Source organism: Schaalia hyovaginalis, from assembly GCF_014208035.1.
GTDB lineage: Bacteria > Actinomycetota > Actinomycetes > Actinomycetales > Actinomycetaceae > Pauljensenia > Pauljensenia hyovaginalis.
This window is the reverse complement of record NZ_JACHMK010000001.1, coordinates 2,603,386-2,626,023: the sequence shown is the minus strand read 5'-3', so window position 1 is coordinate 2,626,023 and position 22,638 is coordinate 2,603,386. Positions and strand designations below refer to the sequence as shown.

Below are 22,638 nucleotides of genomic sequence, written 5' to 3'. Positions count from 1 at the left end.
CAACCAAACCTGAGAAGACCGAGATCACTGCTATCAAAAGCAAGACCCCGAGGAGTACCGCCCCCGGAATCGTCGCATAAAAGCCCGTCCGCTCAATAAGCGCCGTAATGAGCCCGGTGGTGAAGGCGAGCCCTGTCAGGGGGAAGAGCCCGGCAATCACCCCCCGACCAAAAGCACCCCCGACCGCAATGGCGGCGCGCCCGACCACCGTGTCCGTAAACATCGCCATCGCCCACATGAACCAGGCGAGCGCAGCAAGAGCGAACCCCGACCAGAAGACGTCAGCTGGCATCATCTCGTCCCAACAATCGATTCCACACACGGTCATCAGCGAAGCTGCCTAGCCATTCGCCGAATTCTCGACCTGCTTCCCCTCCTGCTTCTCCGCCTGCAACGAACCCGGCGCCGATCCCGGTCGGGCCACCCGCAACCCCCGCGATACCACCACCAATCGCTCCGGCCGATTCACCGGCCGACTCGAACCCACCTTCGAGGAGGCCGTGTGTCACAGTGCGAGCAACCCGCTCACCCATAGTCAGACCCGGGTCGATCGAATCATCACGCGCCTGCTCATACCCGTTCTCCACAACAGACCCCACCGTGAGAATCCCCCCGACAACACCAGCACCCCTAAGAACACTCCGACCCGGACACGAGTCAAACTCAAATACGCCTCATCCACAACACGCCCCGCACTCCCGAAGAGACTCAGTCCACACCCCAAGAAACTCAACACTCACCCCAACCCCCTCACCCTCACCCCCCGATCCTACGTTCAGGCAAAGTCACGACCCCACCCCCACCCACACACCAGAAGCAGACACAGCCCAATCCTCGCCGCCATGGCCTTCTCCTCGGTGTTCGTCGTCCTCAACTCGCTGAGGCTCCGCTCCGCGCGCTGAGGGCGGCACCTCGACATCGCTCAATGCCTCAAGTATTCACCATGCGAATAGACGAAGTCTGTACAGGCTCGTTACTTCATCGCGTCTTCGTTTATATGACACCCACAAGTCGCCCGCGTATCCGGGAGTGTCCGGTTATCGGTGTAAGTGGCGCTTTCTACTGGTGGGTGCTGTCCGCGGGTATGCGGTCGGCGAAGGTGGTGGCGAACGCGTTCGATGCGGGCTTCCAGCGCATGCCCCAGCGGGTCTGCCCGGTGCCCTTTGGGTCTCGATCTCACGGTCGGATAGAGCGTCTTCAACGCGGCCTGCTCGTTCGGGAAATGCCCCCTGGCCCTCACCGCCGTGGGGAACCTGGCGTTCAACGACTCGATCGCGTTCGTCGAACACAACACCTTGCGGATCTCCAGATCCGTAGTCCAGGAACGAAACGAACTCGCTCCAGGCACCTCGCCAGAGCCGGATCATCGCCGGGCCGGACCTGCCCCACATGTCGGCGAACTCCCCGAACGCCCGCTCAGGCGCTTCCGCCGTGGGTGCTTTGTAGACGGGTTTCAGATCGGCGACGATCTCGAGCCAGATCCCCAAAATGTCCTTTGGCACACCGATCGCGGCGTAGAAGGGCTCCAATGGACGGCTCATCTGCGCGTTCATCTCGTCAACAACGCGGTCGGTGATCCGGTTGATCGTGTCCTTCAAGACCGACGTGCCGTAGACCCCGGCGAAGTGGGCGCCGATCTCACCGGTCGTCAGGCCTTTGCGGACAACGACAGAACCATAGCGTCCATGTCCGGCAAGCGGCGTTGGCGCTTCTTCACCAGCTGAGGCTCGAAGCTCCCGTTGCGGGAGTTACCGCTACCCCGGCCGAACGGGTCGTGCTTGTCATAGCCCAGGTGCTCGTTGAGTTCCTCGTCGTGAGCTGCTTTGAGACCTGCACGGTCAACGCTTTTAACAGGCCGTCAGGGCCGCACGGGACAATCCCCGCATCACGGGCTTGGCACACCATCTGCGCGATCACCTCACGCTGGGCCTTGTCCGGCTTAGCCGGCTCATCCGGGGAAAGTGCCGGGACCACAGCCACCAATCTGGCCGACTCCACGGCCAACGAGCTGCTGCTGGTGGTTATCTCGGTCGTCATGACTCCTCCTGCCCTGCCAGGCGATGAAGCCGCTTACACCGTTAATCGGATACTCCCGAATGGAAAGAAACCTAGATCGATTCTGAACGTAGGATCGGGGGATGAGTGTGAGGGTGAGGGGGTTGGGGTGAGTGTTGAGTTTCTTGGGGTGTGGACTGAGTCTCTTCGGGAGTGCGGTCGTGTTGTGGATGAGGCGTATTTGAGTTTGGCTCGTGTGCAGGTGGAGGGTGCGCCTGATTTGGGGCCGTCGACGGTTGCGGCTCGGGCGGTGCTCGATGCGGTGGAGTCCGGTGTGTGTGCGTCTGCGGAGGCGGTGCGCACGGTGTCGATGTCGATGATGGCTGCTGCGGATTCGTTCGAGGAGCTTGAAGAGCAGATTCGTGCGGGCATGGTTTCTGAGCAGGCGGTGTTCGATGCGTAGGGGTGTGTGGTGAGTGGTCTGGTGGATTGTCGGGTGCGGGTGGCCTCGGGTTCGCCGGTGGCTTTGGCGACTTCTTTGGGGTCGCAGCTTGCCAAGTTGATGGATGCTCGGGAGTGTTTGACTTCGGCGCGTTCGGCGCTGGTCGGGCAGATGAGCGGTCGGACGGTGACCGCGATTCGTGAGTGTGTGGATGCGCAGCTGCTGCTTGTCGGTTCTCATGTTCAGCGGGTGATGTTGCTGATCGCCGGGTTGGAGGCTTTGGGTGAGGACTTGGGGCTGGTGGAGACGGGCTTGTATGCGGTGTTGATGGAGGCTGAGGCGTGGGGTTTGCGGGTTGTGGGTGGGGTGGTGCATGCCCCGGGCTGGTCGGATCCTGATCGTGAGGTGAAGGTAGGGGTGTTCGCCAGGCTTTCGGGGATAGTCGGTGAGCTTCGTGCCGTCGAGGAGGTGGCGCATGCGCAGTTCGCTGAGGTGTGTAAGGATGCGCAGATGTTGCCTTCTGAGGCTGTGGAGGCTGCTAAGGAGTGGCAGCGGGAGATTGTTGCGGCGCGTAGTGCGGGGGTGACGGCTGCTTGGTCGACAGCGTTGCTTCCTGGCGTGACGTTCGTGTCGCCGGATTCGGCTGCCCGGAAGGCGCAGCTTGAGAAGATGATTAGCAACGGTGAGCCGGCGCAGAAGGTGGCGCGTGCCGTTGAGGGGTGGAGTGCGGGGCGTGTTGCGAATGAGTCGACGCTTGTGGGGCGTTGGGCGGCGCGGGTGCGGAGTTTGGTTCAGGAGGTGGATTTTTCGAACCGGGTGGCTATTGCGGGTGAGGCTTCTGCGACGGGCAAGGCGTTGCGGGCGGGCCGGACCGTCCTTAGGGGTGCTGGTGTTGTCGGGGGGGATTCTCACGGTGGGGTCTGTTGTGGAGAACGGGTATGAGCAGGCGCGTGATGATTCGATCGACCCGGGTCTGACTATGGGTGAGCGGGTTGCTCGCACTGTGACACACGGCCTCCTCGAAGGTGGGTTCGAGTCGGCCGGTGAATCGGCCGGAGCGATTGGTGGTGGTATCGCGGGGGTTGCGGGTGGCCCGACCGGGATCGGCGCCGGGTTCGTTGCAGGCGGAGAAGCAGGAGGGGAGTTGGGCAAGACAGCGGGTGAGCGTGCCGCGGGCTGGTTTGATTCCTTCATCATTCATCCTGTTCTCGGTTCCAAAGGGGCGGATTCGTGACGACGAAGATGCTGCTCGAATTGGTGGCCTTTACTGGGTTCATCTGGTTTTTGTGGGCGATGGCGATGTTTACGGACACGGTGGTCGGGCGCGCCGCCATTGCGGTCGGGGGTGCTTTTGGTCGGGGGGTGATTGCCGGGCTCTTCCCCCTGACAGGGCTCGCCTTCACTTCCTCGATCTTGGTTGAGCTCATCGGGCCGACGGGCTTTTATGCGACGATTCCGGGGGCGGTACTCCTCGGGGTCTTGCTTTTGATAGCAGTGATCTCGGTCTTCTCAGGTTTGGTTGTTTGGATTTTTGATGTGGACTTGCCGGAGTGGGCGTATCCGGAGTATCACGCGAGGCGGCGCAGGCAGCGTCGTGTAGAAGACGATGAGGTGAAGCGTTCTGATATGTATCATGTCGCTTCTCACCCGGATCCTGAAGCCTCGGTAAGGGTTAGTGCGGAGCTGGTGAGCCCGAACGCGCTGCGTGTTCGTCGTCCCTGGTCGTGGTACAACTCGGCTTTGCGTTCGGTTCTGATTACGGTGAACGGTGTTCGGGTGGGGCGGATCTGGAATGGTCAGACCCGGCTCTTCCCACTGCCCAAAGGCGATGTCGCCGTGTACGCCGTGCTGGATTGGGCGACATCGGACCTGGTCTACTCGGTCCTGCCCGAAGGTCATTGCCTGGATGTGACGCTCACTTTCGCCAGCCCGGACAAGATGTTCACCAACCCCAACACGTACCTGCGTCTCCACCCCACCAACCCCGATGATGGAGGAGTTGCACAGGCTGGGCCAGGGGAACCGTGAATTGCGGTGCATCAATAAGCCCCTCAGGCTACCTCGGCTTTTCTCGCAGCGGAACTTGCCGCCCTACAACGAGGCGATCCGTTGTTGCGTCGACGGGCACCTCGATCATTTCAGGGGTGAAGTAATCTGTCGCATCCGGGGGGCGATATGGCTGGCGTTGTCACTTCGCGCGCCTATTGACCCGACCAGGGACGCTCGGCCTGTACCACGGGTCTGCAAGACGCGGTCCTTACTGGCAAGATCAGACGGAATTCATGCGGACAACGACAGCGTGTACGGGGTACGCAAGATACACCAAAAGATGCGCCGCGAACATCATCTCCGTGCGGACCTTGGGCGGGTTGTGCTGCGCCGCGTTCATCACTGACTGTTCACTCGCCGGATCGGCGACGGGGCAGTCTCTTCGTCCCCTAACGCCCAGGGACTACCGTTACTCACCCTAGAACACGTAACCGATCTGCACAGGTGCCAGCCGCGTCCCTCGCGGCCTAAAAACCAGAAGGAAAACTGTCAACCAAACCCTCAGCAGTCCCGTTGCACCCTAACCACAGAACCAAACCCAAGATGCTTCATTCCCAGTCGGGTAGGGGCGGGAGAAGGTCTGCGGGGTTGGTGGGGTGGAGACGCAGGTACGTGTTGGGGTTGGTGAACATCTTGTCCGGGCTGGCGAAAGTGAGCGTCACATCCAGGCAATGACCTTCGGGCAGGACCGAGTAGACCAGGTCCGATGTCGCCCAATCCAGCACGGCGTACACGGCGACATCGCCTTTGGGCAGTGGGAAGAGCCGGGTCTGACCATTCCAGATCCGCCCCACCCGAACACCGTTCACCGTAATCAGAACCGAACGCAAAGCCGAGTTGTACCACGACCAGGGACGACGAACACGCAGCGCGTTCGGGCTCACCAGCTCCGCACTAACCCTTACCGAGGCTTCAGGATCCGGGTGAGAAGCGACATGATACATATCAGAACGCTTCACCTCATCGTCTTCTACACGACGCTGCCTGCGCCGCCTCGCGTGATACTCCGGATACGCCCACTCCGGCAAGTCCACATCAAAAATCCAAACAACCAAACCTGAGAAGACCGAGATCACTGCTATCAAAAGCAAGACCCCGAGGAGTACCGCCCCCGGAATCGTCGCATAAAAGCCCGTCGGCCCGATGAGCTCAACCAAGATCGAGGAAGTGAAGGCGAGCCCTGTCAGGGGGAAGAGCCCGGCAATCACCCCCCGACCAAAAGCACCCCCGACCGCAATGGCGGCGCGCCCGACCACCGTGTCCGTAAACATCGCCATCGCCCACAAAAACCAGATGAACCCAGTAAAGGCCACCAATTCGAGCAGCATCTTCGTCGTCACGAATCCGCCCCTTTGGAACCGAGAACAGGATGAATGATGAAGGAATCAAACCAGCCCGCGGCACGCTCACCCGCTGTCTTGCCCAACTCCCCTCCTGCTTCTCCGCCTGCAACGAACCCGGCGCCGATCCCGGTCGGGCCACCCGCAACCCCCGCGATACCACCACCAATCGCTCCGGCCGATTCACCGGCCGACTCGAACCCACCTTCGAGGAGGCCGTGTGTCACAGTGCGAGCAACCCGCTCACCCATAGTCAGACCCGGGTCGATCGAATCATCACGCGCCTGCTCATACCCGTTCTCCACAACAGACCCCACCGTGAGAATCCCCCCCGACAACACCAGCACCCCTAAGGACGGTCCGGCCCGCCCGCAACGCCTTGCCCGTCGCAGAAGCCTCACCCGCAATAGCCACCCGGTTCGAAAAATCCACCTCCTGAACCAAACTCCGCACCCGCGCCGCCCAACGCCCCACAAGCGTCGACTCATTCGCAACACGCCCCGCACTCCACCCCTCAACGGCACGCGCCACCTTCTGCGCCGGCTCACCGTTGCTAATCATCTTCTCAAGCTGCGCCTTCCGGGCAGCCGAATCCGGCGACACGAACGTCACGCCAGGAAGCAACGCTGTCGACCAAGCAGCCGTCACCCCCGCACTACGCGCCGCAACAATCTCCCGCTGCCACTCCTTAGCAGCCTCCACAGCCTCAGAAGGCAACATCTGCGCATCCTTACACACCTCAGCGAACTGCGCATGCGCCACCTCCTCGACGGCACGAAGCTCACCGACTATCCCCGAAAGCCTGGCGAACACCCCTACCTTCACCTCACGATCAGGATCCGACCAGCCCGGGGCATGCACCACCCCACCCACAACCCGCAAACCCCACGCCTCAGCCTCCATCAACACCGCATACAAGCCCGTCTCCACCAGCCCCAAGTCCTCACCCAAAGCCTCCAACCCGGCGATCAGCAACATCACCCGCTGAACATGAGAACCGACAAGCAGCAGCTGCGCATCCACACACTCACGAATCGCGGTCACCGTCCGACCGCTCATCTGCCCGACCAGCGCCGAACGCGCCGAAGTCAAACACTCCCGAGCATCCATCAACTTGGCAAGCTGCGACCCCAAAGAAGTCGCCAAAGCCACCGGCGAACCCGAGGCCACCCGCACCCGACAATCCACCAGACCACTCACCACACACCCCTACGCATCGAACACCGCCTGCTCAGAAACCATGCCCGCACGAATCTGCTCTTCAAGCTCCTCGAACGAATCCGCAGCAGCCATCATCGACATCGACACCGTGCGCACCGCCTCCGCAGACGCACACACACCGGACTCCACCGCATCGAGCACCGCCCGAGCCGCAACCGTCGACGGCCCCAAATCAGGCGCACCCTCCACCTGCACACGAGCCAAACTCAAATACGCCTCATCCACAACACGACCGCACTCCCGAAGAGACTCAGTCCACACCCCAAGAAACTCAACACTCACCCCAACCCCCTCACCCTCACACTCATCCCCCGATCCTACGTTCAGAATCGATCTAGGTTTCTTTCCATTCGGGAGTATCCGATTAACGGTGTAAGCGGCTTCATCGCCTGGCAGGGCAGGAGGAGTCATGACGACCGAGATAACCACCAGCAGCAGCTCGTTGGCCGTGGAGTCGGCCAGATTGGTGGCTGTGGTCCCGGCACTTTCCCCGGATGAGCCGGCTAAGCCGGACAAGGCCCAGCGTGAGGTGATCGCGCAGATGGTGTGCCAAGCCCGTGATGCGGGGATTGTCCCGTGCGGCCCTGACGGCCTGTTAAAAGCGTTGACCGTGCAGGTCTCAAAGCAGCTCACGACGAGGAACTCAACGAGCACCTGGGCTATGACAAGCACGACCCGTTCGGCCGGGGTAGCGGTAACTCCCGCAACGGGAGCTTCGAGCCTCAGCTGGTGAAGAAGCGCCAACGCCGCTTGCCGGACATGGACGCTATGGTTCTGTCGTTGTCCGCAAAGGCCTGACGACCGGTGAGATCGGCGCCCACTTCGCCGGGGTCTACGGCACGTCGGTCTTGAAGGACACGATCAACCGGATCACCGACCGCGTTGTTGACGAGATGAACGCGCAGATGAGCCGTCCATTGGAGCCCTTCTACGCCGCGATCGGTGTGCCAAAGGACATTTTGGGGATCTGGCTCGAGATCGTCGCCGATCTGAAACCCGTCTACAAAGCACCCACGGCGGAAGCGCCTGAGCGGGCGTTCGGGGAGTTCGCCGACATGTGGGGCAGGTCCGGCCCGGCGATGATCCGGCTCTGGCGAGGTGCCTGGAGCGAGTTCGTTTCGTTCCTGGACTACGGATCTGGAGATCCGCAAGGTGTTGTGTTCGACGAACGCGATCGAGTCGTTGAACGCCAGGTTCCCCACGGCGGTGAGGGCCAGGGGGCATTTCCCGAACGAGCAGGCCGCGTTGAAGACGCTCTATCCGACCGTGAGATCGAGACCCAAAGGGCACCGGGCAGACCCGCTGGGGCATGCGCTGGAAGCCCGCATCGAACGCGTTCGCCACCACCTTCGCCGACCGCATACCCGCGGACAGCACCCACCAGTAGAAAGCGCCACTTACACCGATAACCGGACACTCCCGGATACGCGGGCGACTTGTGGGTGTCATATAAACGAAGACGCGATGAAGTAACGAGCCTGTACAGACTTCGTCTATTCGCATGGTGAATACTTGAGGCATTGAGCGATGTCGAGGTGCCGCCCTCAGCGCGCGGAGCGGAGCCTCAGCGAGTTGAGGACGACGAACACCGAGGAGAAGGCCATGGCGGCGGCCGCGAGCATCGGGTTGAGCAGTCCTGCGATCGCCAGCGGGATCATCGCGACGTTGTAGGCGAATGCCCAGAACAGATTGCCCTTGATGATCGCGAGCGTCCGCCTCGAGATGCGGATGGCGGTCGCGGCGCTGACGAGGTCGGAGTTCACCAGGGTGATGTCGGCGACCTCGATGGCGGCGTCGGTTCCCGAGCCCATCGCGATGCCCAGGCCGCGGACCCCCGCCTGTGCGAGGGCGGCCGCGTCGTTGACGCCGTCGCCGACCATCGCGACGACCCGTCCTTCGTCTTGAAGGGAGGCGACGACGGAGCGCTTGTCCTCGGGCAGGACCTCGGCGATGACGCGCGTGATGCCCACTTCGTCTGCGACTCGTCGCGCAGCGGCCGCGTTGTCCCCGGTGAGGAGGATCGGCTCGATTCGGAGCCGTGCGAGGGAGGCGATCGCCTCGGCGCTCGTCGCCTTGACCGTGTCGCGCACGGTGAGCGCGCCGAGGACGCGCGCGCTGCCCAGTCGCGCCGGCAGGTTGCGCCCGCCCTCGTCGCCTGAGGCCCCCGAGGGCGGGGCCGCGGTTTCCACGGCTCCGGGGAGGGTGCGGCTGAGCACGCGCCCGGTGTATCCGGCGGCGTTAACGACCTCTTCGAGTTCGGAGTCGGTGTGCTCGGCGCTGAGGGTGATGGTCGCGGACTCTGTGGCGAGGTTGACCGAGGCGGTGACGCCCTCGAGCTTGGAGAGCTTGCGCTCGACGCGTCGGACGCAGGAGGCGCAGGTCATGCCCTGGACGTCCATCGTGAGGGTGGCGAGCGGCGCGGGGCCGCCCGGGGTCGTCAAGGCCTCTCGGAGCCCGCTCGCCGGGCGGGTGGGGGCGGGTTCGTCCGACCAGTCGGGCACGAGGGCGGCGACGACCGCGGTGGAGCCCTCGCTTTCCGCCCGGCCGATCTCGGTGCGCAGTTCAGCGGGGATCTCGACGCCCTTGGACTCCAACCAGGAGGGTCTGCCGACGAGGGCGAGTCCGGCGCCCGCCGAAGGGTGATCGACGAGGGCGGAGACGCCCAGTCCCGCATGGTTCGTGAAGGCGGAGGCGGGGAGGGGTGCGATGCCCCGATCGGCCGCGCCCTGGACGATGGCGCGCGCCACGGGGTGCTCGGAAGCGGATTCGACTCCGGCGGCGAGCGCGAGGAGGAGCGCCTCGGGGGAGCGGGCCCCGGGATGCTCCGGCGCGGGGCCTCCGGGGGCGGCGGGGTGATGCTCTCGAGGGCCTTCGGGCAGTGCCCCGGTCGGGGTCGGGGTCGGGGTCGGGGTCGGGGCGATGGCGTGGAGGGACATGCGGCCGGTGGTGACCGTCCCCGTCTTGTCCAGCAGCATCGTGTCGATCGAGCGGGTCTGCTCGAGGATCTCGGCGGACTTGATGACGATGCCGAGCCGGGCGGCGCGGCCCGAGCCGACGAGCAGGGCCGTCGGGGTTGCGAGGCCGAGGGCGCAGGGGCAGGCGACGACGAGGACGGCCACGCCCGCCGTGAAGGCCGCTTGGAGCGAGGAGCCGGCGATGAGCCAGCCCGCGAAGGTGAGGATCGCGATCGCGATGACCGTCGGCACGAACACCGAGGAGATCCGATCGGCGAGGCGCTGGACGGGGGCCTTGCCGGCCTGGGCCTCGGTGACCATTCGGGAGATCCGGGCGAGCGCGGTGTCGGCGCCGACCCGGGTCGCGCGCACCTCGAGGGCGCCCCACGTGTTGACGGTGGCGCCGGTCGCCTCGTCGCCGGGGCCGACGTCGACCGGCAGGGACTCGCCGGTGAGGAGGGAGGCGTCGAGGGCCGAGTGGCCGGACTCGATGACGCCGTCGGTCGCGACCTTGTCCCCGGGGCGCACGAGGAAGAGGTCGCCGACGGCGAGGGAGGAGGCGGGGACGGGCGTCTCGGCGCGCTGCCCGGTCGCCTCGTCGATGCGCAGGAGGGTCGCCTCCTTCGCGCCGAGCTCGAGGAGGGAGCGCAGCGCATCGCCCGCCCGGTAGCGGGTGCGCGCCTCCATCCAGCGGCCGAGGAGGAGGAAGAGGACGATCGTGGTCGCGCCCTCGAAGTAGATCTCCGCGTGATGGCCGGCGGCTCGGGGGAGCAGGGTCATGGACATCCGCATGCCGAGTTCTCCCGCTCCTCCGAAGAGGAGCGCCCACCAGCTCCACAGGCTCGAGGCGGTGACGCCGAGGGAGACGAGGGTGTCCATCGTCGTCGAGCCGTGGCGGCCCGCGGCGAAGGCGGCCCGGTGGAAGGGCCAGGCGCCCCAGGTGACGACGGGGATCGAGGCCGCCGCGACCGCCCACTGCCAGCCGGTGAATTGAAGCGCCGGGAACATCGAGAGGACGAGGGCGGTCAGCCCGAAGGGGAGGGAGATGAGGAAGCGGCGCTTGAGAAGGGTCGCGTGGGCGCGAGCGCCCTCGCCGACCTGCGCCGGTGCGGGGGCGTCGTCGGGGGCGGCGTCCGGAACGGGGGAGGGGGGCACGTTGAGGCTTTCTGCGTCCGCGGTCCGGGGCGTTCGCGAAGAGGTCGGGTGGGCCCGGGTGCGGGGGTTCGGTCGAGTCATCGGCGCCGCTGGGCGGGGCCGAGGGGACGGCCAGGATGCGTCCCCGGTTCGGTGCCGGGGACGGGGCGGGCTCTCGCCCGCGGAGGGTCAGAAGTCGCGCGTGATGCCGACGAGCTCGAATCCCGCTTCGGCGACGGCTTCGCGCAGGGCGTCGTCGTCGACTCCGGTGTCGGTGAAGACGGTGACCTTGGAGGTGCCGCCCGATTCGAGGATGACGTCGACGTGCTTGACGCCGTCGACGGCTTCGAGCTCTTCGGTGACGGAGGCGACGCAGTGGCCGCAGGTCATGCCGTTGACGGCGAGTTCAACGGTCCGGTCGATTTCCATGGTCATGGCGGTTCTCCTTCGTGGGGTGGCGGTGGTGGGGTCGGGGGAGGAGGGGGTCAGGACTTGATGAGGCGGGCGATCGCCTTGGTCGCCTCTTCGATCTTCTCGCGGCCCGCCTCGTCGGATTCCTTGGCGGCTTTGACGACGCAGTGGTTCATGTGGTCTTCGAGGAGGCCGATGGCGACGGAGTCGAGGGCGGATTGGACGGCGGACATCTGGGTGAGGATGTCGATGCAGTAGTCGCCTTCGGAGACCATCCGCTGCAGGCCCCGGACCTGGCCTTCGATCCGGCGCAGGCGGGCGAGATACCGGTCCGTGGTGTTCTCGTATCCGCGGGTCATCTCGTGCGCCTTTCGTCGGTCGATGCTCCGACAATACCCCTAGGGGGTATGGTGGTCAAGAGTTCCGCCTTGCCCGGGCGTCGACGCGGACTACGCTTGGTGAACAAGTGCAGGGCGGCTCCTCGCGCTCATCGCGAGTCATTCCTCCCGCCCGACCGGAACTCGACGACAGGGGGTGACGATGCCACGGCGCCACCCGCGCATGTACGCGCCCCGGAGAGTCCCCCAGTCCTACCCGCCCGTGTACCTGCGCGCCAAACTCCTCCCCCTCCTGCCCGTCCTGGCCTCATCCGTCGCCCTCGGCTTCGCATCGACCATCACGGCCCTGCCGCAGGAATGGCGCGAGGGCGCGAAGGACCGGGCCGCGAAACTCGGCGACGAGGCCTCGGAGCGCTCGCAGAGGATCTTCTTCGACCAGCCGGGCCTCGACACCCTCACGGTCCGCGGCCTCGCCCGGGCGGCCGGAGCGGCCTCGACCGCGATCCGCGGACTCATGAAGGCCAGGATCGCCCTCGCCGCCGGCCGCTCGAACAAGGGCGCCCTCAGAGCGCGCGAAATGCTCCCCCTCATCCCCGCGCGCCCCTACGACGCGCTCATGACCTCGATCCTCACCGCAGCGACGGCCGTCGGCGCGATGCGCGGAGGCGCCGTCCACGCCCACCTCCTCCGCGACTCCGCGCAGGAACCGCCCGAACGCCCGGGCAGGAAGGGGCGGCCCAAGGCGCAGCTCCGGCGCACGGATCCGCCCAGAACCCTCAGCGACATGTGCGCCGACATCGACGACATGTACTGGGCGATGACCGCGGGCACCACGCTCAAGATCACCCGAGTCGGAGAAGGGGGAGCCAGGCGCTGGCTCGTGTCGCTCCCCGGGACCGCGCACACCGACTTCGCAACCGATGAGAACCCCGCGGACATGGAGTCGAACACCCGCGAGATGATCGGCCTGGAATCGGCGATGCGCCTCGGCGTCGTCACAGCAGTGCACGACGCGATGATCCGTGACGGCGTCGCCGAAGACGAGCTCTGCACCCAGCCGGTCCTCATCTGCGGGCACTCCCAGGGCGGGATCGTCGCAGTCGCCCTCGCGGCCATGGATCCGGAACAGGCGGGGCTCGACGTCCAGGCGATCCTCGCCACCGGGACTCCGGGACGGCGCAGGAGGATCCGCCCGGAGGTCGCCATGGTGTCGGTCGCCCACGACCAGGACGTCATCCCCTCGATGGACGGCGCCCCCGACCGCTTCCCCGATCACCGCGTCGGAGTCCGGCGAACCCTCGTGCGCCCGAAGAAATCGCCCCTCTACTACGCCCACTCCTCGGCGACCTACACCGAAACGGTCCGCCACTTGGAGAGGAAGGTCCGCGTCATGCCCTGGGGAAGGCTGGCGTCCGCCGTCGCCGCCCTCGACGACTACCTCCCCCAGGCCGGCGAATCCACGCGCGTCATGTTCTACGAGATCTGGCAAGAAGTCCTCGAACCGCGGCGAAGGGACGCCGTCGACATCTTCGTCGCCCTCGACCGCGCGCAGGACTTCACCCCGGTCGAATACGCATCCGCGTGGGCGCCCGCGCCCTTCATCGACGTGGCGACTCCCCTTCGGAAGGGGATCGCCGGGATCAGAGCCGCACTGAGAGGGCGCGAAGACGCGCCCGGAATCCGAGGCGGCTCGCCCGCCCCGCGCACTGAGGAGGGACGATGAACAAGATTCCCGGGCAGGGGCCCGAGACGATGCCCTGGGGGGAGGTCGGCCGCTGGATGCGGCAGTCGACCCCGGTGAACAAGGGGATCGCCGGAAGGGCCGCGCGCCGCATGCCCCAGATCGCCAACCCCCTGCTCATCGGTGCGATCGGAGTCGGTGCGATCGGCGCCGGGATCGCCATGCGCGCGATGAGGCCGCAGCGCCGCCAAGGGCGCTCCGAGCGCTTCCGCGACCTGCTCCTCGAATCCCTCGAGGCTTCGGGCCTGTCCGACATCGAGGGCTGCGCCGTCGAGGTCGGAGAGGGATTCGGCAAACCCTCCCTGGTCTCCTTCGACGTCGTCGCGGCACCGCCCTCGTCCTTCGATGACGCGGTGAGGATCCTGGAGACGGCCACGCGCGCCGCCTGGGACAACCCCGAGCTCGCCCCGATCGTGATCCGCGGTCGGGTCCTGCGGGCGGATGCGAGCGCGGGGAGCGACGAGGGCGGCGCGGGGAAGAACGCTCCGGACCTCCCCTCGCGACGACTCTTCGCCGACATGACCGCCCTCGGCTTCGCCGATGAGATCGCGCGCCCCGACGAGCTGTACGCGAGCTTCGGCGCTCCGGCATCCGACCCGACCTGGCGGCCGTGACGGCGCAGCGCGGCTGAGCCGAGCAGATCCGCCGCTCATCCGCCGCCCGAAACTGCGCTCGAAGGTCGAAACGGCGCCTCGGCCCCGAAAGGAGAGGGCTCAGGCGGGCGCGCTCCGGGTGAAAGGAGTCGTCCCCGTGACCGCGACGAGCCCGGCCCGCTCGAGGATCCGCTTCGACATGGGCGTCGAATCCGAATGGAGGTACTTCTTCCCCATCCGCAGGGCGGCCCTCGCCCTCGCCGCCGTCAACGCGCGGTAAATGCCGCGTCCGCGGAACTCCGGATCGGTGACGCCGCCCCACAGGCCCGCGCACTCCGTGCCGAGCACCGGCTCGACGCGGCCGCAGGACACGATCCGATCCCCGACCCGCGCGACCCACACCTGAGGGTCGGGGATCCCCGCCGAGCGCGCGTGCGCGATGTCGTCGAGGACCTGCTGCGCCCGATCCGCATCGGGGGCGTTGCCGAAGAGGCGGTCGGCCGTCTCAAGGGCGTCGCGGATCTGAGCCGGGCCCTCCAGCATCGCAAGCTCCACGCCTTCGGCGTCGGGCGCTTTGGCGAGGGCCTCGGCTGATCCGATCATCACGGTCTCAGGCTCCTCGGCGGAGAACCCCGCCTCCGTGAGCGCATCCACCAAACCGGGGGTCTCGTCATGCGAGCGGGTCTTCCACTCGATCGACTTCACCCCCGCGTTCTCGAAGGCGGCGAGAACCGAGGGCAGCAGGCGCAGGAGCGAGACCGCCTGCTTCGCGTCAGGGCGGCCGTAGGTGACGAAGCCCCTCCTTCCGGGGAAGACCGCGCAGTGGAGCGGACCGATCCTCCACACGACCTGAGCGCCGATCGTTTCGGCGCGCGTCCGCAATTGGTCGTCGTAGACCTTGAGCAGGGCACTGGCGAACATGCGCAGAGTCTACGTCCATCGACCCCATTTGACATGGGGAAATCAACGTTATTCGATCGGTGCGAAGCGAAGAATCGGGATGGATCCGAGCGACGAGGGGAATGTGCAGTGAGTCACTTGAAGGATGGGGAGTCGGGCGCCTGGTGGCGCAATGCCGTCGCCTACCAGGTCTACGTCCGCTCCTTCAAGGACTCGGACGGCGACGGCCTCGGCGACCTCGCGGGAGTGACGCAGGCCCTGCCCGACCTCGCCGATCTCGGCGTCGATGCCGTATGGCTCAACCCCGTCTACCCCTCCCCTCAGCACGACCACGGCTACGACATCGCCGACTACCGGGACATCAACCCCGAGTACGGCACCCTCGAGGGTTTCGACGCCCTCGTCGAAACCGCCCACGGGCTGGGCATCAAGGTCCTCATGGACATCGTCCCGAACCATTCCTCCAATGAGCACGAGTGGTTCCGGGCGGCGCTCGCCGCCCCCGCGGGCTCCCCCGAGCGCGCCCGCTACATCTTCGCCGAGGGCGAGGGGGCGGGCGGTGAGGAGCCTCCGAACGACTGGCCCTCGATCTTCGGCGGCTCCGCCTGGGACCGCGTCGATGACGGGACGGACGATCCCCAATGGTTCCTCCACCTCTTCGACTCGACCCAGCCCGATTACAACTGGCGCAATGAGGAGGTCCGCGAGGAATTCCTTTCCGTCCTGAAGTTCTGGTTCGACCGGGGAGTCGACGGATTCCGCATCGACGTTGCACACGGCCTGGTCAAGGCCTCTGAGATCCCCCGAGGCGCGGGCGCCGACGAGTCGGTCCTGTGGACCCAGCCCGAGCTCTTCGAGGTCTACGCCTCCTGGAGGCGGCTCGCCGAGAGCTACGACCCGCCGAAGTACTTCGTCGGCGAGGCCTGGGTGAAGGACCCCGAGCTCCTCGCCCGCTTCACCGCCCCGGGTGAGCTCCAGCAGTCCTTCGCCTTCGACCTGCTGGTCCAGCCCTGGTTCGCCCACCGCCTGCGCACCTCGATCGAGCGCTCCTTCGAGGTCGCCGGCGCCGAGGAGGGCCCGGCCTGGGCCCTGGCGAATCACGACGTCTTCCGGCTCGTCACACGGCTCGGTCAAGTGCCGATCGACAAGGATCCCGACCCCTTCGACATGCTCGCCGATGCGCGTCGCACGACCGAGGTCGACCTCGCCCTCGGGACCCGTCGGGCGCGTGCCGCCGCCGCGCTCATGTTCGCACTGCCGGGCACCGTCTACGTCTACCAGGGCGAGGAGCTCGGCCTCGATGAAGTGCTCGACCTGCCCGACGAGGCGCGCCAGGACCCGATGTGGCTGCGCACGAATGGCGCGGAACTTGGCCGTGACGGCTGCCGCGTGCCGCTGCCGTGGAGCGGTGGGGGGCGAGACGATGGGGTTCGGCCCCGAGGGCGGGGCTCGCGCATGGCTCCCCCAGCCCGAGCGCTTCCGAGCGCTGGCCCGCGAGGTCGAGGCGAGGGATCCGGACTCGATGCTCTCCCTCTACCGTGAGCTCGCGCGCCTGCGCAAGCGGCTCCTCGACGATGCGCACCGGGTCGAGTGGATCGAGACGGGGGATCGGAACCTGCTCGCCTTCCGCGCGGGTGCGCTCGTCTGTGCGACGAACACGGGTGACGAGGACGCCCTCGTCGCGCTGCCCGCAGGAGCGCGTCCCCTCCTGTCCACCGCCTCCTCCCCCTCCGTCGAGGTCATCACTTCTTCGCGTCGAGGGGATCTTGTTGACAATGCGGTTCCGGCGAATTCGACCTCGTGGTGGGAACTCGTGCCGCGGTCCTGAGCAGACGCCGACACTCTGCCCGAGCATCCGAGAAGGCGGAAGGAGGAGCGCATCTCCTCGATGCACAAAGGTGATGACCTCGACGCGAAGAAGTGATGACCTCGGCGAAGAAAGGTGATGACTTCGGTGAATCGGGGGCGAGACTCTACCCTGGTCCGGTGAGCTCGCGCCCGATCCTCCTTCCCGCGCTGGCCCTCACTGTCATCACCGCGGTGTGGGGCTCGACCTTCTTCATGGTGAAGGACATCGTCGTATTCACGACTCCGCTCGACTTCCTCGGCGTGCGCTTCGCGATCGCGGCGCTCGCGGTTATCGTGCTGCGAGGGCGCAGGCTCCTCACCTGTTCACCCACGACATGGCGCAGGGGCCTGAGCGCGGGGGCGGTCTACGCCGCCGCGCAGATCGCCCAGACCTACGGTCTGAAAACGGCCGACGCCTCCGTCTCCGGCTTCATCACGGGGATGTACGTCGTCCTCACCCCCGTGATCCTCTTCCTCGTGTTCCGCGTCTCGACCCCGGCGCGGGTCTGGGTCGCGACCATCCTCGCGACCGCCGGACTGGCCGTCCTCAGCCTGCAGGGCCTCGCCCTCGGAACCGGAGAAGCCCTGTCGTTCCTGGGAGCCGTCCTCTACGCGATCCACATCATCGTGCTCGGCCGATGGGCCGGACAGGAGAAGGGGCTCGACCTCGCGGCCATCCAGATGATCGCGATCGGAGCGATCTGCGGCGCCGCGGCACTCCCCGGAGGGATCGGCTTGCCGAGGGGCGTCATCCCCTGGGCCGAAGTGTTCTACATGGCCCTTATATCCGGCCTTCTCGCCCTCATCGTCCAGACCTGGGCGCAGGCGCGCATCCCCGCAGCCCGGGCCGCGGTCATCATGACGACCGAACCCGTCTTCGCGGCCCTCTTCGCGATCCTCTTCGGCGGTGAATCCCTGAGCGGCCGCCTCCTCCTGGGCGGAGGACTGGTCCTCGCCGCGATGCTCCTCGCCGAACTCGGACCGACGGCCTCCCCGCGCCCCGCGCGGGACGGGCGACGAGGGCGCGACGCCGCCGGCGAACGGTAACGAACGGTAACAATCGAAGCGGAGGCGGATCCGGGCCTCGATTCGAAAAGCCCCTTCGGAATAAAATGCTCTCCCCGTCATCGCAGTCGAACAACACATGAGGAGACACCGTGGTCCCTGAATACTGCGTCGAGAATCTCGCCCGAACGGGCGGTCCCGTCGCCCTCGTCATCGGCATCGCCCTTGCCGCAGCTGTCGTCGGCTCCCTGCTCGTCACCCGCAGGAGGCACGGCGGCATCGTCGCGCTCGCCGTACTGGCGCTCGTCCCCATGCTCGCCCTCGTCCCCGGCAGGGCCGAGGCCTCCGCCTCGAAGACCTGCCCCGATGGCTACCACTACGTGGCGGCGAAGGACCGCGCCCCTGGAGCCGGACAAACGGTCGTCCCCGCGCCCGGGCCCTTAGAGGATCCGGAGAACCCCGCCCCCGAACCGCCCCCGGCGCCCGAGCACCGCTCCGACTACGACGAATCGTGGATGACGCCGCGCACGCGCTTCGTCCTCGCAGCGGACGGGAGCAGCGGAATCGGCGCCAGCGGTGAGGACCTGCCCAACTGGGACATCGCGCGCAACACGATCCGCGCCTACATGAACGCCGGTCGTGACGGCATCGCGAACAAGACCGAATCGCCCTACATCACCGACGTCACCTCCATCGCCGCCGCCAAGGCGGAGGAGATCGCGGCCGACTGCTCCGCCGCCAAGGCCGCGGGCAAGAAGCCCGCAGCGGTCTTCGACGCGGACGACACGACCCTGTGGACCTACGACATGGAGGACGGCGCGATGCACTTCGCATTCACGCCCGCCAAGCAGCAGGAGTGGTTCGATCACAACCAGATGCCCGCCACCCCGGGCATGGTCGCCCTCGTGAAGAAGGTCCACGCAGCCGGATGCGAGATCATCGGCCTCACCGGGCGCAACGACGCGCAGAAGGACTACACGATCCAGAACCTCACCGATGCCGGCTACGTCGACGACGGGGGAGCGCCCCTCTTCGCCGCCGACAGGTACTTCACGAAGTTCCTCAAGACGGCGCCGATGCCCGACTACCTGAAGGCCCAGGGGCGCTGCGACGCCGCCGCGAACAAGTGCACGACCGTCCAGTTCAAGGCCGGAACGCGTCAGCACATCATCGAAGACCTCGGCTACACGATCGTCGGGAACTTCGGCGATCAGTGGTCCGATCTGCAGGGGGGCTACGCCGACAAGTGGATCAAGCTGCCGAACGCCACCTACTACCTTCCCAGCCCGAACTTCCCCGAGACGGAAGCGGCGGATGCCGCGGCCGGAATGGCCCCGGCGCAGAGCGCCTACGACCTCGTGCCCGACGGTTCGAGCGGGAAGGCCGAGGGCGTCAAGGACTACATGGTCCCGAACATGGACGTCGTGAAGGCGACCATCCGCGCCTACTACAACGCGAGCCCGGACGCCGCGCTGGGGCAGTACGTCGCGAACAAGACCGAATCCTCCTACATCAGCGACGTCACCGCGGTGACCGCCGCCGCGAAGGAAGAGGTCGTCGCGAACTGCAAGGCCGCGGTCGCCCGCGGTGACAAGCCCGCGATCACCCTCGATGCGGACGACACGACCCTGTGGACCTATGACATGGAGGAGTGGCTCGAGTTCAACTTTTCGCCCGAGAAGCAGATCGAGTACCTGAAGACGAACTACCACGCGCTGCCCGCGACCCCCGGCATGGTGGACCTCGTCACCGCCGCGAAGGCCGCCGGATGCGAGCCGATCGGCCTGACCGGGCGCAGCGACGACCTCAAGGAGGTCACTCAGCGCAACTTGACCGAAGTCGGATACCCCTCGATCCCCTCGGAGCTGTACTTCACGAAGAAGTCATCGATGGCCTCCGAACTGCCCTCGTGGGTGTCGTGCGCGAAGGACAAGTGCACGACGGTCGAGTTCAAGTCCTCGGTGCGCAAGCACATCGAGAACGACCTCGGCTACCGGATCGTCGGGAACTTCGGGGACCAGTACTCCGACCTCATCGGCGGTTACGCCGATGTCGCCTACAAGCTGCCGAATCCGACGTACTACCTGCCGTAACCCGTCGTAACAGGCGCCGTTGACGTGAAGAGCTCCCCGCGACCATCCGGTCGCGGGGAGCAGTCGTCTTGATGCTCGCGTGAGGTTGATGCTCGCGTGAGGTTGATGCTCGCGTGAGGTTGATGCTCGCGTGAGGTTGATGCCTGCGTGAGGGGGATCAGTCCGCGTTCGTCCCGGCCCGCTGCGCCCAGCGGGCGATCTCGGGCGAGAGGCCGATGTAGCTCGCGGGCTCCAGGTCGAGGAGGCGCTCCTCGACCTCGGCGGGAAGGCCGAGCCCCGCGATGAACCCGTGCATCTCCTCGGCCCCGACTTCGTGGCCGCGGGTGAGCTCCTTGAGGCGCTCGTAGGGGTTGGCCATGCCGGTCGCGCCCGCGATCGCCGCCGCCCGCATCGCCTGCTGGACCGCCTCGCCGAGCACCGCCCAGTTCGCGTTCAGGTCCTCGGCCATGCGGGCCGCGTTGATGTCCACGCCGTCGAGGCCGCGCACGAGGTTGTCGTAGGCGAGGATCGAGTGGCCGAGCGCCACACCGATGTTGCGCTGCGTCGTCGAGTCGGTGAGGTCGCGCTGCATCCGGGAGGTCACGAGGGTGGCGGCCAGGGAGTCGAGGAGGGCGGCGGAGACTTCGAGGTTCGCCTCGGCGTTCTCGAAGCGGATCGGGTTCACCTTGTGCGGCATCGTCGAGGAGCCCGTCGATCCTTGGGCGGCGAGGTTCTGGTGGAAGTAGCCCATCGAGATGTAGGTCCAGCAGTCGGTCGCGAGGTTGTGGGCGATGCGCCCGGCGCGCGCGACATCCGAATAGAGTTCGGCCTGCCAGTCGTGGGATTCGATCTGGGTCGTGATGGGGTTCCACGTGAGTCCGAGGCCCTCGACGAAGGCCTTCGCGATGCGCGGCCAATCGGCGCCGGGGACGGAGACGACGTGGGCGGCCCAGGTGCCGGTCGCCCCGTTGATCTTCCCGAGGTACTCGGTTGCTTCGACGCGGGCGATCTGACGGGCGAAACGGCGGGCGAAAACGGCCATCTCCTTGCCGATCGTCACCGGGGTCGCGGGCTGGCCGTGCGTGTGCGCGAGCATGGGGACGTCCGCGCCGGCCTCGGCGAGACGGAGGAGGCGGTCTTCGAGGGCGCGGGCGGCGGGCAGCCACCCCTGCTCGATCGCCGCTTTGATCGTGAGCGCGTAGGCGAGGTTGTTGATGTCCTCGGAGGTGCAGAAGATGTGGACGACCTCGCGCAGCCCCGGCAGGGAGGATTCCTCGCCGAGGGCGGGGGCGGCGTTGGCGAGGTGTTCGCCGATGAGGTACTCGACGGCCTTGACGTCGTGGCGGGTCACGGCCTCGAACTCGGCGAGACGGGCGATGTGGGCCTCGGAGAAGTCGCGGGGGAGGGCGCGCAGGTATTCGCGCTCGGCGTCGGTGAGCATGGGGGCGCCCGGCAGGACGCGGTGGTCGAGGAGGTGGATGAGCCATTCGATCTCCACGTGGACGCGGGCCCTGTTGAGGCCCGCCTCGGAGAGGTGATTGGCGAGCGGTGCGACGGCCGAGCGGTAGCGGCCGTCGAGGGGGGACAGGGGTTCGCCGTGCGCGGCGAGGTCGGCGTAGCCGTGATTCGGGGAGAAGAGGGAGGACCAATCAGCGCTCATGGCCCCATCATTCCAGAATCCGCCCCCATTTCGGTCCGCCTTCCGCCCGATGCGCTCGGAGTGCTCGGGGAGGCTCGCCGAGGGCGGGGCGCGGAGCGCTTCAGGTGAAACGACGAACGATCCGCATGCAGTCGCCGACGTAGGCCCCGCCGAAGAGGAATGCGTGCACGAAGAGGATGTGCAGGCGGTGGAGGTCCACCCGCTCGGCCCGGCCCGCTTCGAGCGGTGAGGCCTCGTCGTAGGCGGCGAGGATGCGCTCCAGGTGGGGGCAGCCGAAGAGCCCGAGAGCGGCGAGGTCCTCTTCGGCGTGACCGCCTTGAGCCGCCGGATCGATGAGGACGGCACCGCCCTCGGTCCACATGACGTTCCCCGACCAGAGGTCGCCGTGCGTGCGCGCGGCTCGCCCGCTCCTGCTGACGAGTGCCGGTTGGGAATGATCGAGCTCTCCCGATGCGAGGCGTTCGCAGAGTCTGTCGATCGCGATGCGGTCCGCGCTGGTGAAGGGCGCGCCCTTCACGTAGGGGAGGAGGCGGTGCTCGGCGTAGAAGGCGCCCCAGGAGCCGGTGGCCTCCTCATCGAGGAGGGGGAGCGGCGCTTCGCCCATCCATCCGGCGCCCGTGTAGCCGGGCGGCGGCGCCCCGAGGTGCGAGGCCCCCGCGGCGTGCGTGCGCGCCAGGGCGCGCCCGAAGTCCTCGGCGGCGGTCCGGGTCGGGGGTGCGGACACCAGGTGCTCTTCACGCAGGCGGGTCGGTGAGCTTTCGAGCACGCGCACGACTTTCGCGCCCTGCGGGCCCGCTTCGGCCAGCCAGGCGAGCCCCGAGGCTTCGAAGGCGATGCGCCCGGGCCGTTGATCCGTCTTCGTCCACTGCCGCATCGTCCCTCTCCCTCTTTTCAGTGATGGCGCCCGGCCCATCGGGCCTCCCCGGCCTGCCCCG

At 66.7% G+C, this 22,638-nt stretch carries 19 protein-coding genes and 2 pseudogenes; 10 read left to right on the top strand and 11 right to left on the bottom strand.

The annotated features are described in order from the left end of the window. On the bottom strand, positions 1-295 hold a 295-nt coding region (locus tag HD592_RS11700), incomplete at its 3' end, for a hypothetical protein (RefSeq protein ID WP_221437889.1). Between the two features lie 764 nt (positions 296-1,059). Then, positions 1,060-1,983 (bottom strand): annotated as a pseudogene (locus HD592_RS12305) (transposase). Between the two features lie 181 nt (positions 1,984-2,164). Here HD592_RS12305 and HD592_RS12300 point away from each other — a divergent pair. The 3 genes from HD592_RS12300 to HD592_RS11680 all read left to right on the top strand — a co-directional run bounded on the left by HD592_RS12300 (position 2,165) and on the right by HD592_RS11680 (position 4,465). Next, positions 2,165-2,458, top strand: coding sequence for a hypothetical protein (locus HD592_RS12300; RefSeq protein ID WP_184451182.1), 294 nt, complete (start codon positions 2,165-2,167; stop codon positions 2,456-2,458). Positions 2,459-2,467: 9 nt separating this feature from the next. Next, positions 2,468-3,379 (top strand): hypothetical protein, encoded by a 912-nt coding sequence (locus tag HD592_RS11685; protein WP_184451183.1) that lies wholly within the window; start codon positions 2,468-2,470, stop codon positions 3,377-3,379. A gap of 288 nt (positions 3,380-3,667) precedes the next feature. After that, the gene (locus HD592_RS11680) at positions 3,668-4,465 is read left to right on the top strand and encodes a hypothetical protein (protein WP_184451185.1); all 798 of its coding nucleotides are present in this window, start codon (positions 3,668-3,670) and stop codon (positions 4,463-4,465) included. 569 nt (positions 4,466-5,034) lie between these two features. Here HD592_RS11680 and HD592_RS11675 read toward each other — a convergent pair. The 3 genes from HD592_RS11675 to HD592_RS12295 form a co-directional block, all read right to left on the bottom strand. Beyond that, positions 5,035-5,826 (bottom strand): hypothetical protein, encoded by a 792-nt coding sequence (locus tag HD592_RS11675; RefSeq protein ID WP_184451184.1) that lies wholly within the window; start codon positions 5,824-5,826, stop codon positions 5,035-5,037. Positions 5,827-6,114: 288 nt separating this feature from the next. Then, complete coding sequence (locus HD592_RS11670) at positions 6,115-7,026, bottom strand: hypothetical protein (RefSeq protein ID WP_184451183.1); 912 nt, start codon at positions 7,024-7,026, stop codon at positions 6,115-6,117. Between the two features lie 9 nt (positions 7,027-7,035). After that, a complete protein-coding gene (locus tag HD592_RS12295) occupies positions 7,036-7,329 on the bottom strand; it encodes a hypothetical protein (RefSeq protein WP_184451182.1) in 294 nt (97 codons plus the stop codon). A 181-nt stretch (positions 7,330-7,510) separates the two neighbouring features. Between HD592_RS12295 and HD592_RS12290 the strand changes: the two are divergent. After that, positions 7,511-8,434, top strand: a pseudogene (locus HD592_RS12290) (transposase). A gap of 157 nt (positions 8,435-8,591) precedes the next feature. Here the strand turns inward: HD592_RS12290 and HD592_RS11655 are convergent. The 3 genes from HD592_RS11655 to HD592_RS11645 all read right to left on the bottom strand — a co-directional run bounded on the left by HD592_RS11655 (position 8,592) and on the right by HD592_RS11645 (position 11,905). Next, a complete protein-coding gene (locus HD592_RS11655) occupies positions 8,592-11,237 on the bottom strand; it encodes an HAD-IC family P-type ATPase (protein ID WP_184451181.1) in 2,646 nt (881 codons plus the stop codon). An 87-nt stretch (positions 11,238-11,324) separates the two neighbouring features. Then, entirely contained in the window at positions 11,325-11,570 is a 246-nt protein-coding gene (locus HD592_RS11650; protein WP_184451180.1) for a heavy-metal-associated domain-containing protein, read from the bottom strand. A 50-nt stretch (positions 11,571-11,620) separates the two neighbouring features. After that, positions 11,621-11,905 (bottom strand): metal-sensitive transcriptional regulator, encoded by a 285-nt coding sequence (locus HD592_RS11645; RefSeq protein WP_184451179.1) that lies wholly within the window; start codon positions 11,903-11,905, stop codon positions 11,621-11,623. Positions 11,906-12,086: 181 nt separating this feature from the next. Here HD592_RS11645 and HD592_RS11640 point away from each other — a divergent pair, with 181 nt between their 5' ends. Both HD592_RS11640 and HD592_RS11635 read left to right on the top strand, forming a co-directional pair. Further along, a complete protein-coding gene (locus HD592_RS11640) occupies positions 12,087-13,607 on the top strand; it encodes an alpha/beta hydrolase family protein (protein WP_184451178.1) in 1,521 nt (506 codons plus the stop codon). Then, entirely contained in the window at positions 13,604-14,239 is a 636-nt protein-coding gene (locus HD592_RS11635; protein ID WP_246429948.1) for a pyridine nucleotide-disulfide oxidoreductase, read from the top strand. Before HD592_RS11640 ends, HD592_RS11635 begins: the two co-directional genes overlap by 4 nt. 99 nt (positions 14,240-14,338) lie before the next feature. Here HD592_RS11635 and HD592_RS11630 read toward each other — a convergent pair whose 3' ends face one another. Next, entirely contained in the window at positions 14,339-15,139 is an 801-nt protein-coding gene (locus HD592_RS11630; RefSeq protein ID WP_184451177.1) for a GNAT family N-acetyltransferase, read from the bottom strand. Positions 15,140-15,247: 108 nt separating this feature from the next. Here HD592_RS11630 and HD592_RS11625 point away from each other — a divergent pair, with 108 nt between their 5' ends. The 4 genes from HD592_RS11625 (at position 15,248) to HD592_RS11615 (ending at position 20,064) form a co-directional block, all read left to right on the top strand. Then, positions 15,248-16,660 carry an alpha-amylase family glycosyl hydrolase gene (locus tag HD592_RS11625; RefSeq protein ID WP_343058689.1) on the top strand — a complete coding sequence of 471 codons (1,413 nt, stop codon included), beginning with the start codon at positions 15,248-15,250 and terminating at the stop codon, positions 16,658-16,660. Next, on the top strand, positions 16,641-16,946 hold the full coding sequence (locus tag HD592_RS12285; protein ID WP_246429947.1) for a hypothetical protein: 306 nt from the start codon (positions 16,641-16,643) through the stop codon (positions 16,944-16,946). The genes HD592_RS11625 and HD592_RS12285 overlap by 20 nt, the downstream gene beginning before the upstream one ends. Before the next feature lie 158 nt (positions 16,947-17,104). Further along, the gene (locus HD592_RS11620) at positions 17,105-18,013 is read left to right on the top strand and encodes a DMT family transporter (protein ID WP_343058688.1); all 909 of its coding nucleotides are present in this window, start codon (positions 17,105-17,107) and stop codon (positions 18,011-18,013) included. A 110-nt stretch (positions 18,014-18,123) separates the two neighbouring features. After that, positions 18,124-20,064 (top strand): HAD family acid phosphatase, encoded by a 1,941-nt coding sequence (locus tag HD592_RS11615; protein WP_184451175.1) that lies wholly within the window; start codon positions 18,124-18,126, stop codon positions 20,062-20,064. 157 nt (positions 20,065-20,221) lie between these two features. Here the strand turns inward: HD592_RS11615 and purB are convergent, their stop codons facing one another. After that, a complete protein-coding gene (gene purB / locus HD592_RS11610; RefSeq protein WP_184451174.1) occupies positions 20,222-21,703 on the bottom strand; it encodes an adenylosuccinate lyase in 1,482 nt (493 codons plus the stop codon). A gap of 100 nt (positions 21,704-21,803) precedes the next feature. Continuing rightward, positions 21,804-22,577, bottom strand: a complete 774-nt coding sequence (locus HD592_RS11605) for a fructosamine kinase family protein (RefSeq protein WP_184451173.1) — start codon at positions 22,575-22,577, stop codon at positions 21,804-21,806. Positions 22,578-22,638: the final 61 nt, after the last annotated feature.

Excerpts from the sequence above, each read along its gene's own strand:
- HD592_RS11650 (WP_184451180.1), bottom strand. The coding sequence starts at position 11,570 with ATGACCATGGAAATCGACCGGACCGTTGAACTCGCCGTCAACGGCATG.
- HD592_RS11640 (WP_184451178.1), top strand. The coding sequence starts at position 12,087 with ATGCCACGGCGCCACCCGCGCATGTACGCGCCCCGGAGAGTCCCCCAG.
- HD592_RS11605 (WP_184451173.1), bottom strand. The coding sequence starts at position 22,577 with ATGCGGCAGTGGACGAAGACGGATCAACGGCCCGGGCGCATCGCCTTC.
- HD592_RS11655 (WP_184451181.1), bottom strand. The coding sequence starts at position 11,237 with ATGACTCGACCGAACCCCCGCACCCGGGCCCACCCGACCTCTTCGCGA.
- HD592_RS11630 (WP_184451177.1), bottom strand. The coding sequence starts at position 15,139 with ATGTTCGCCAGTGCCCTGCTCAAGGTCTACGACGACCAATTGCGGACG.
- HD592_RS12285 (WP_246429947.1), top strand. The coding sequence starts at position 16,641 with ATGCTCTCCCTCTACCGTGAGCTCGCGCGCCTGCGCAAGCGGCTCCTC.
- HD592_RS11645 (WP_184451179.1), bottom strand. The coding sequence starts at position 11,905 with ATGACCCGCGGATACGAGAACACCACGGACCGGTATCTCGCCCGCCTG.
- HD592_RS11635 (WP_246429948.1), top strand. The coding sequence starts at position 13,604 with ATGAACAAGATTCCCGGGCAGGGGCCCGAGACGATGCCCTGGGGGGAG.
- purB (WP_184451174.1), bottom strand. The coding sequence starts at position 21,703 with ATGAGCGCTGATTGGTCCTCCCTCTTCTCCCCGAATCACGGCTACGCC.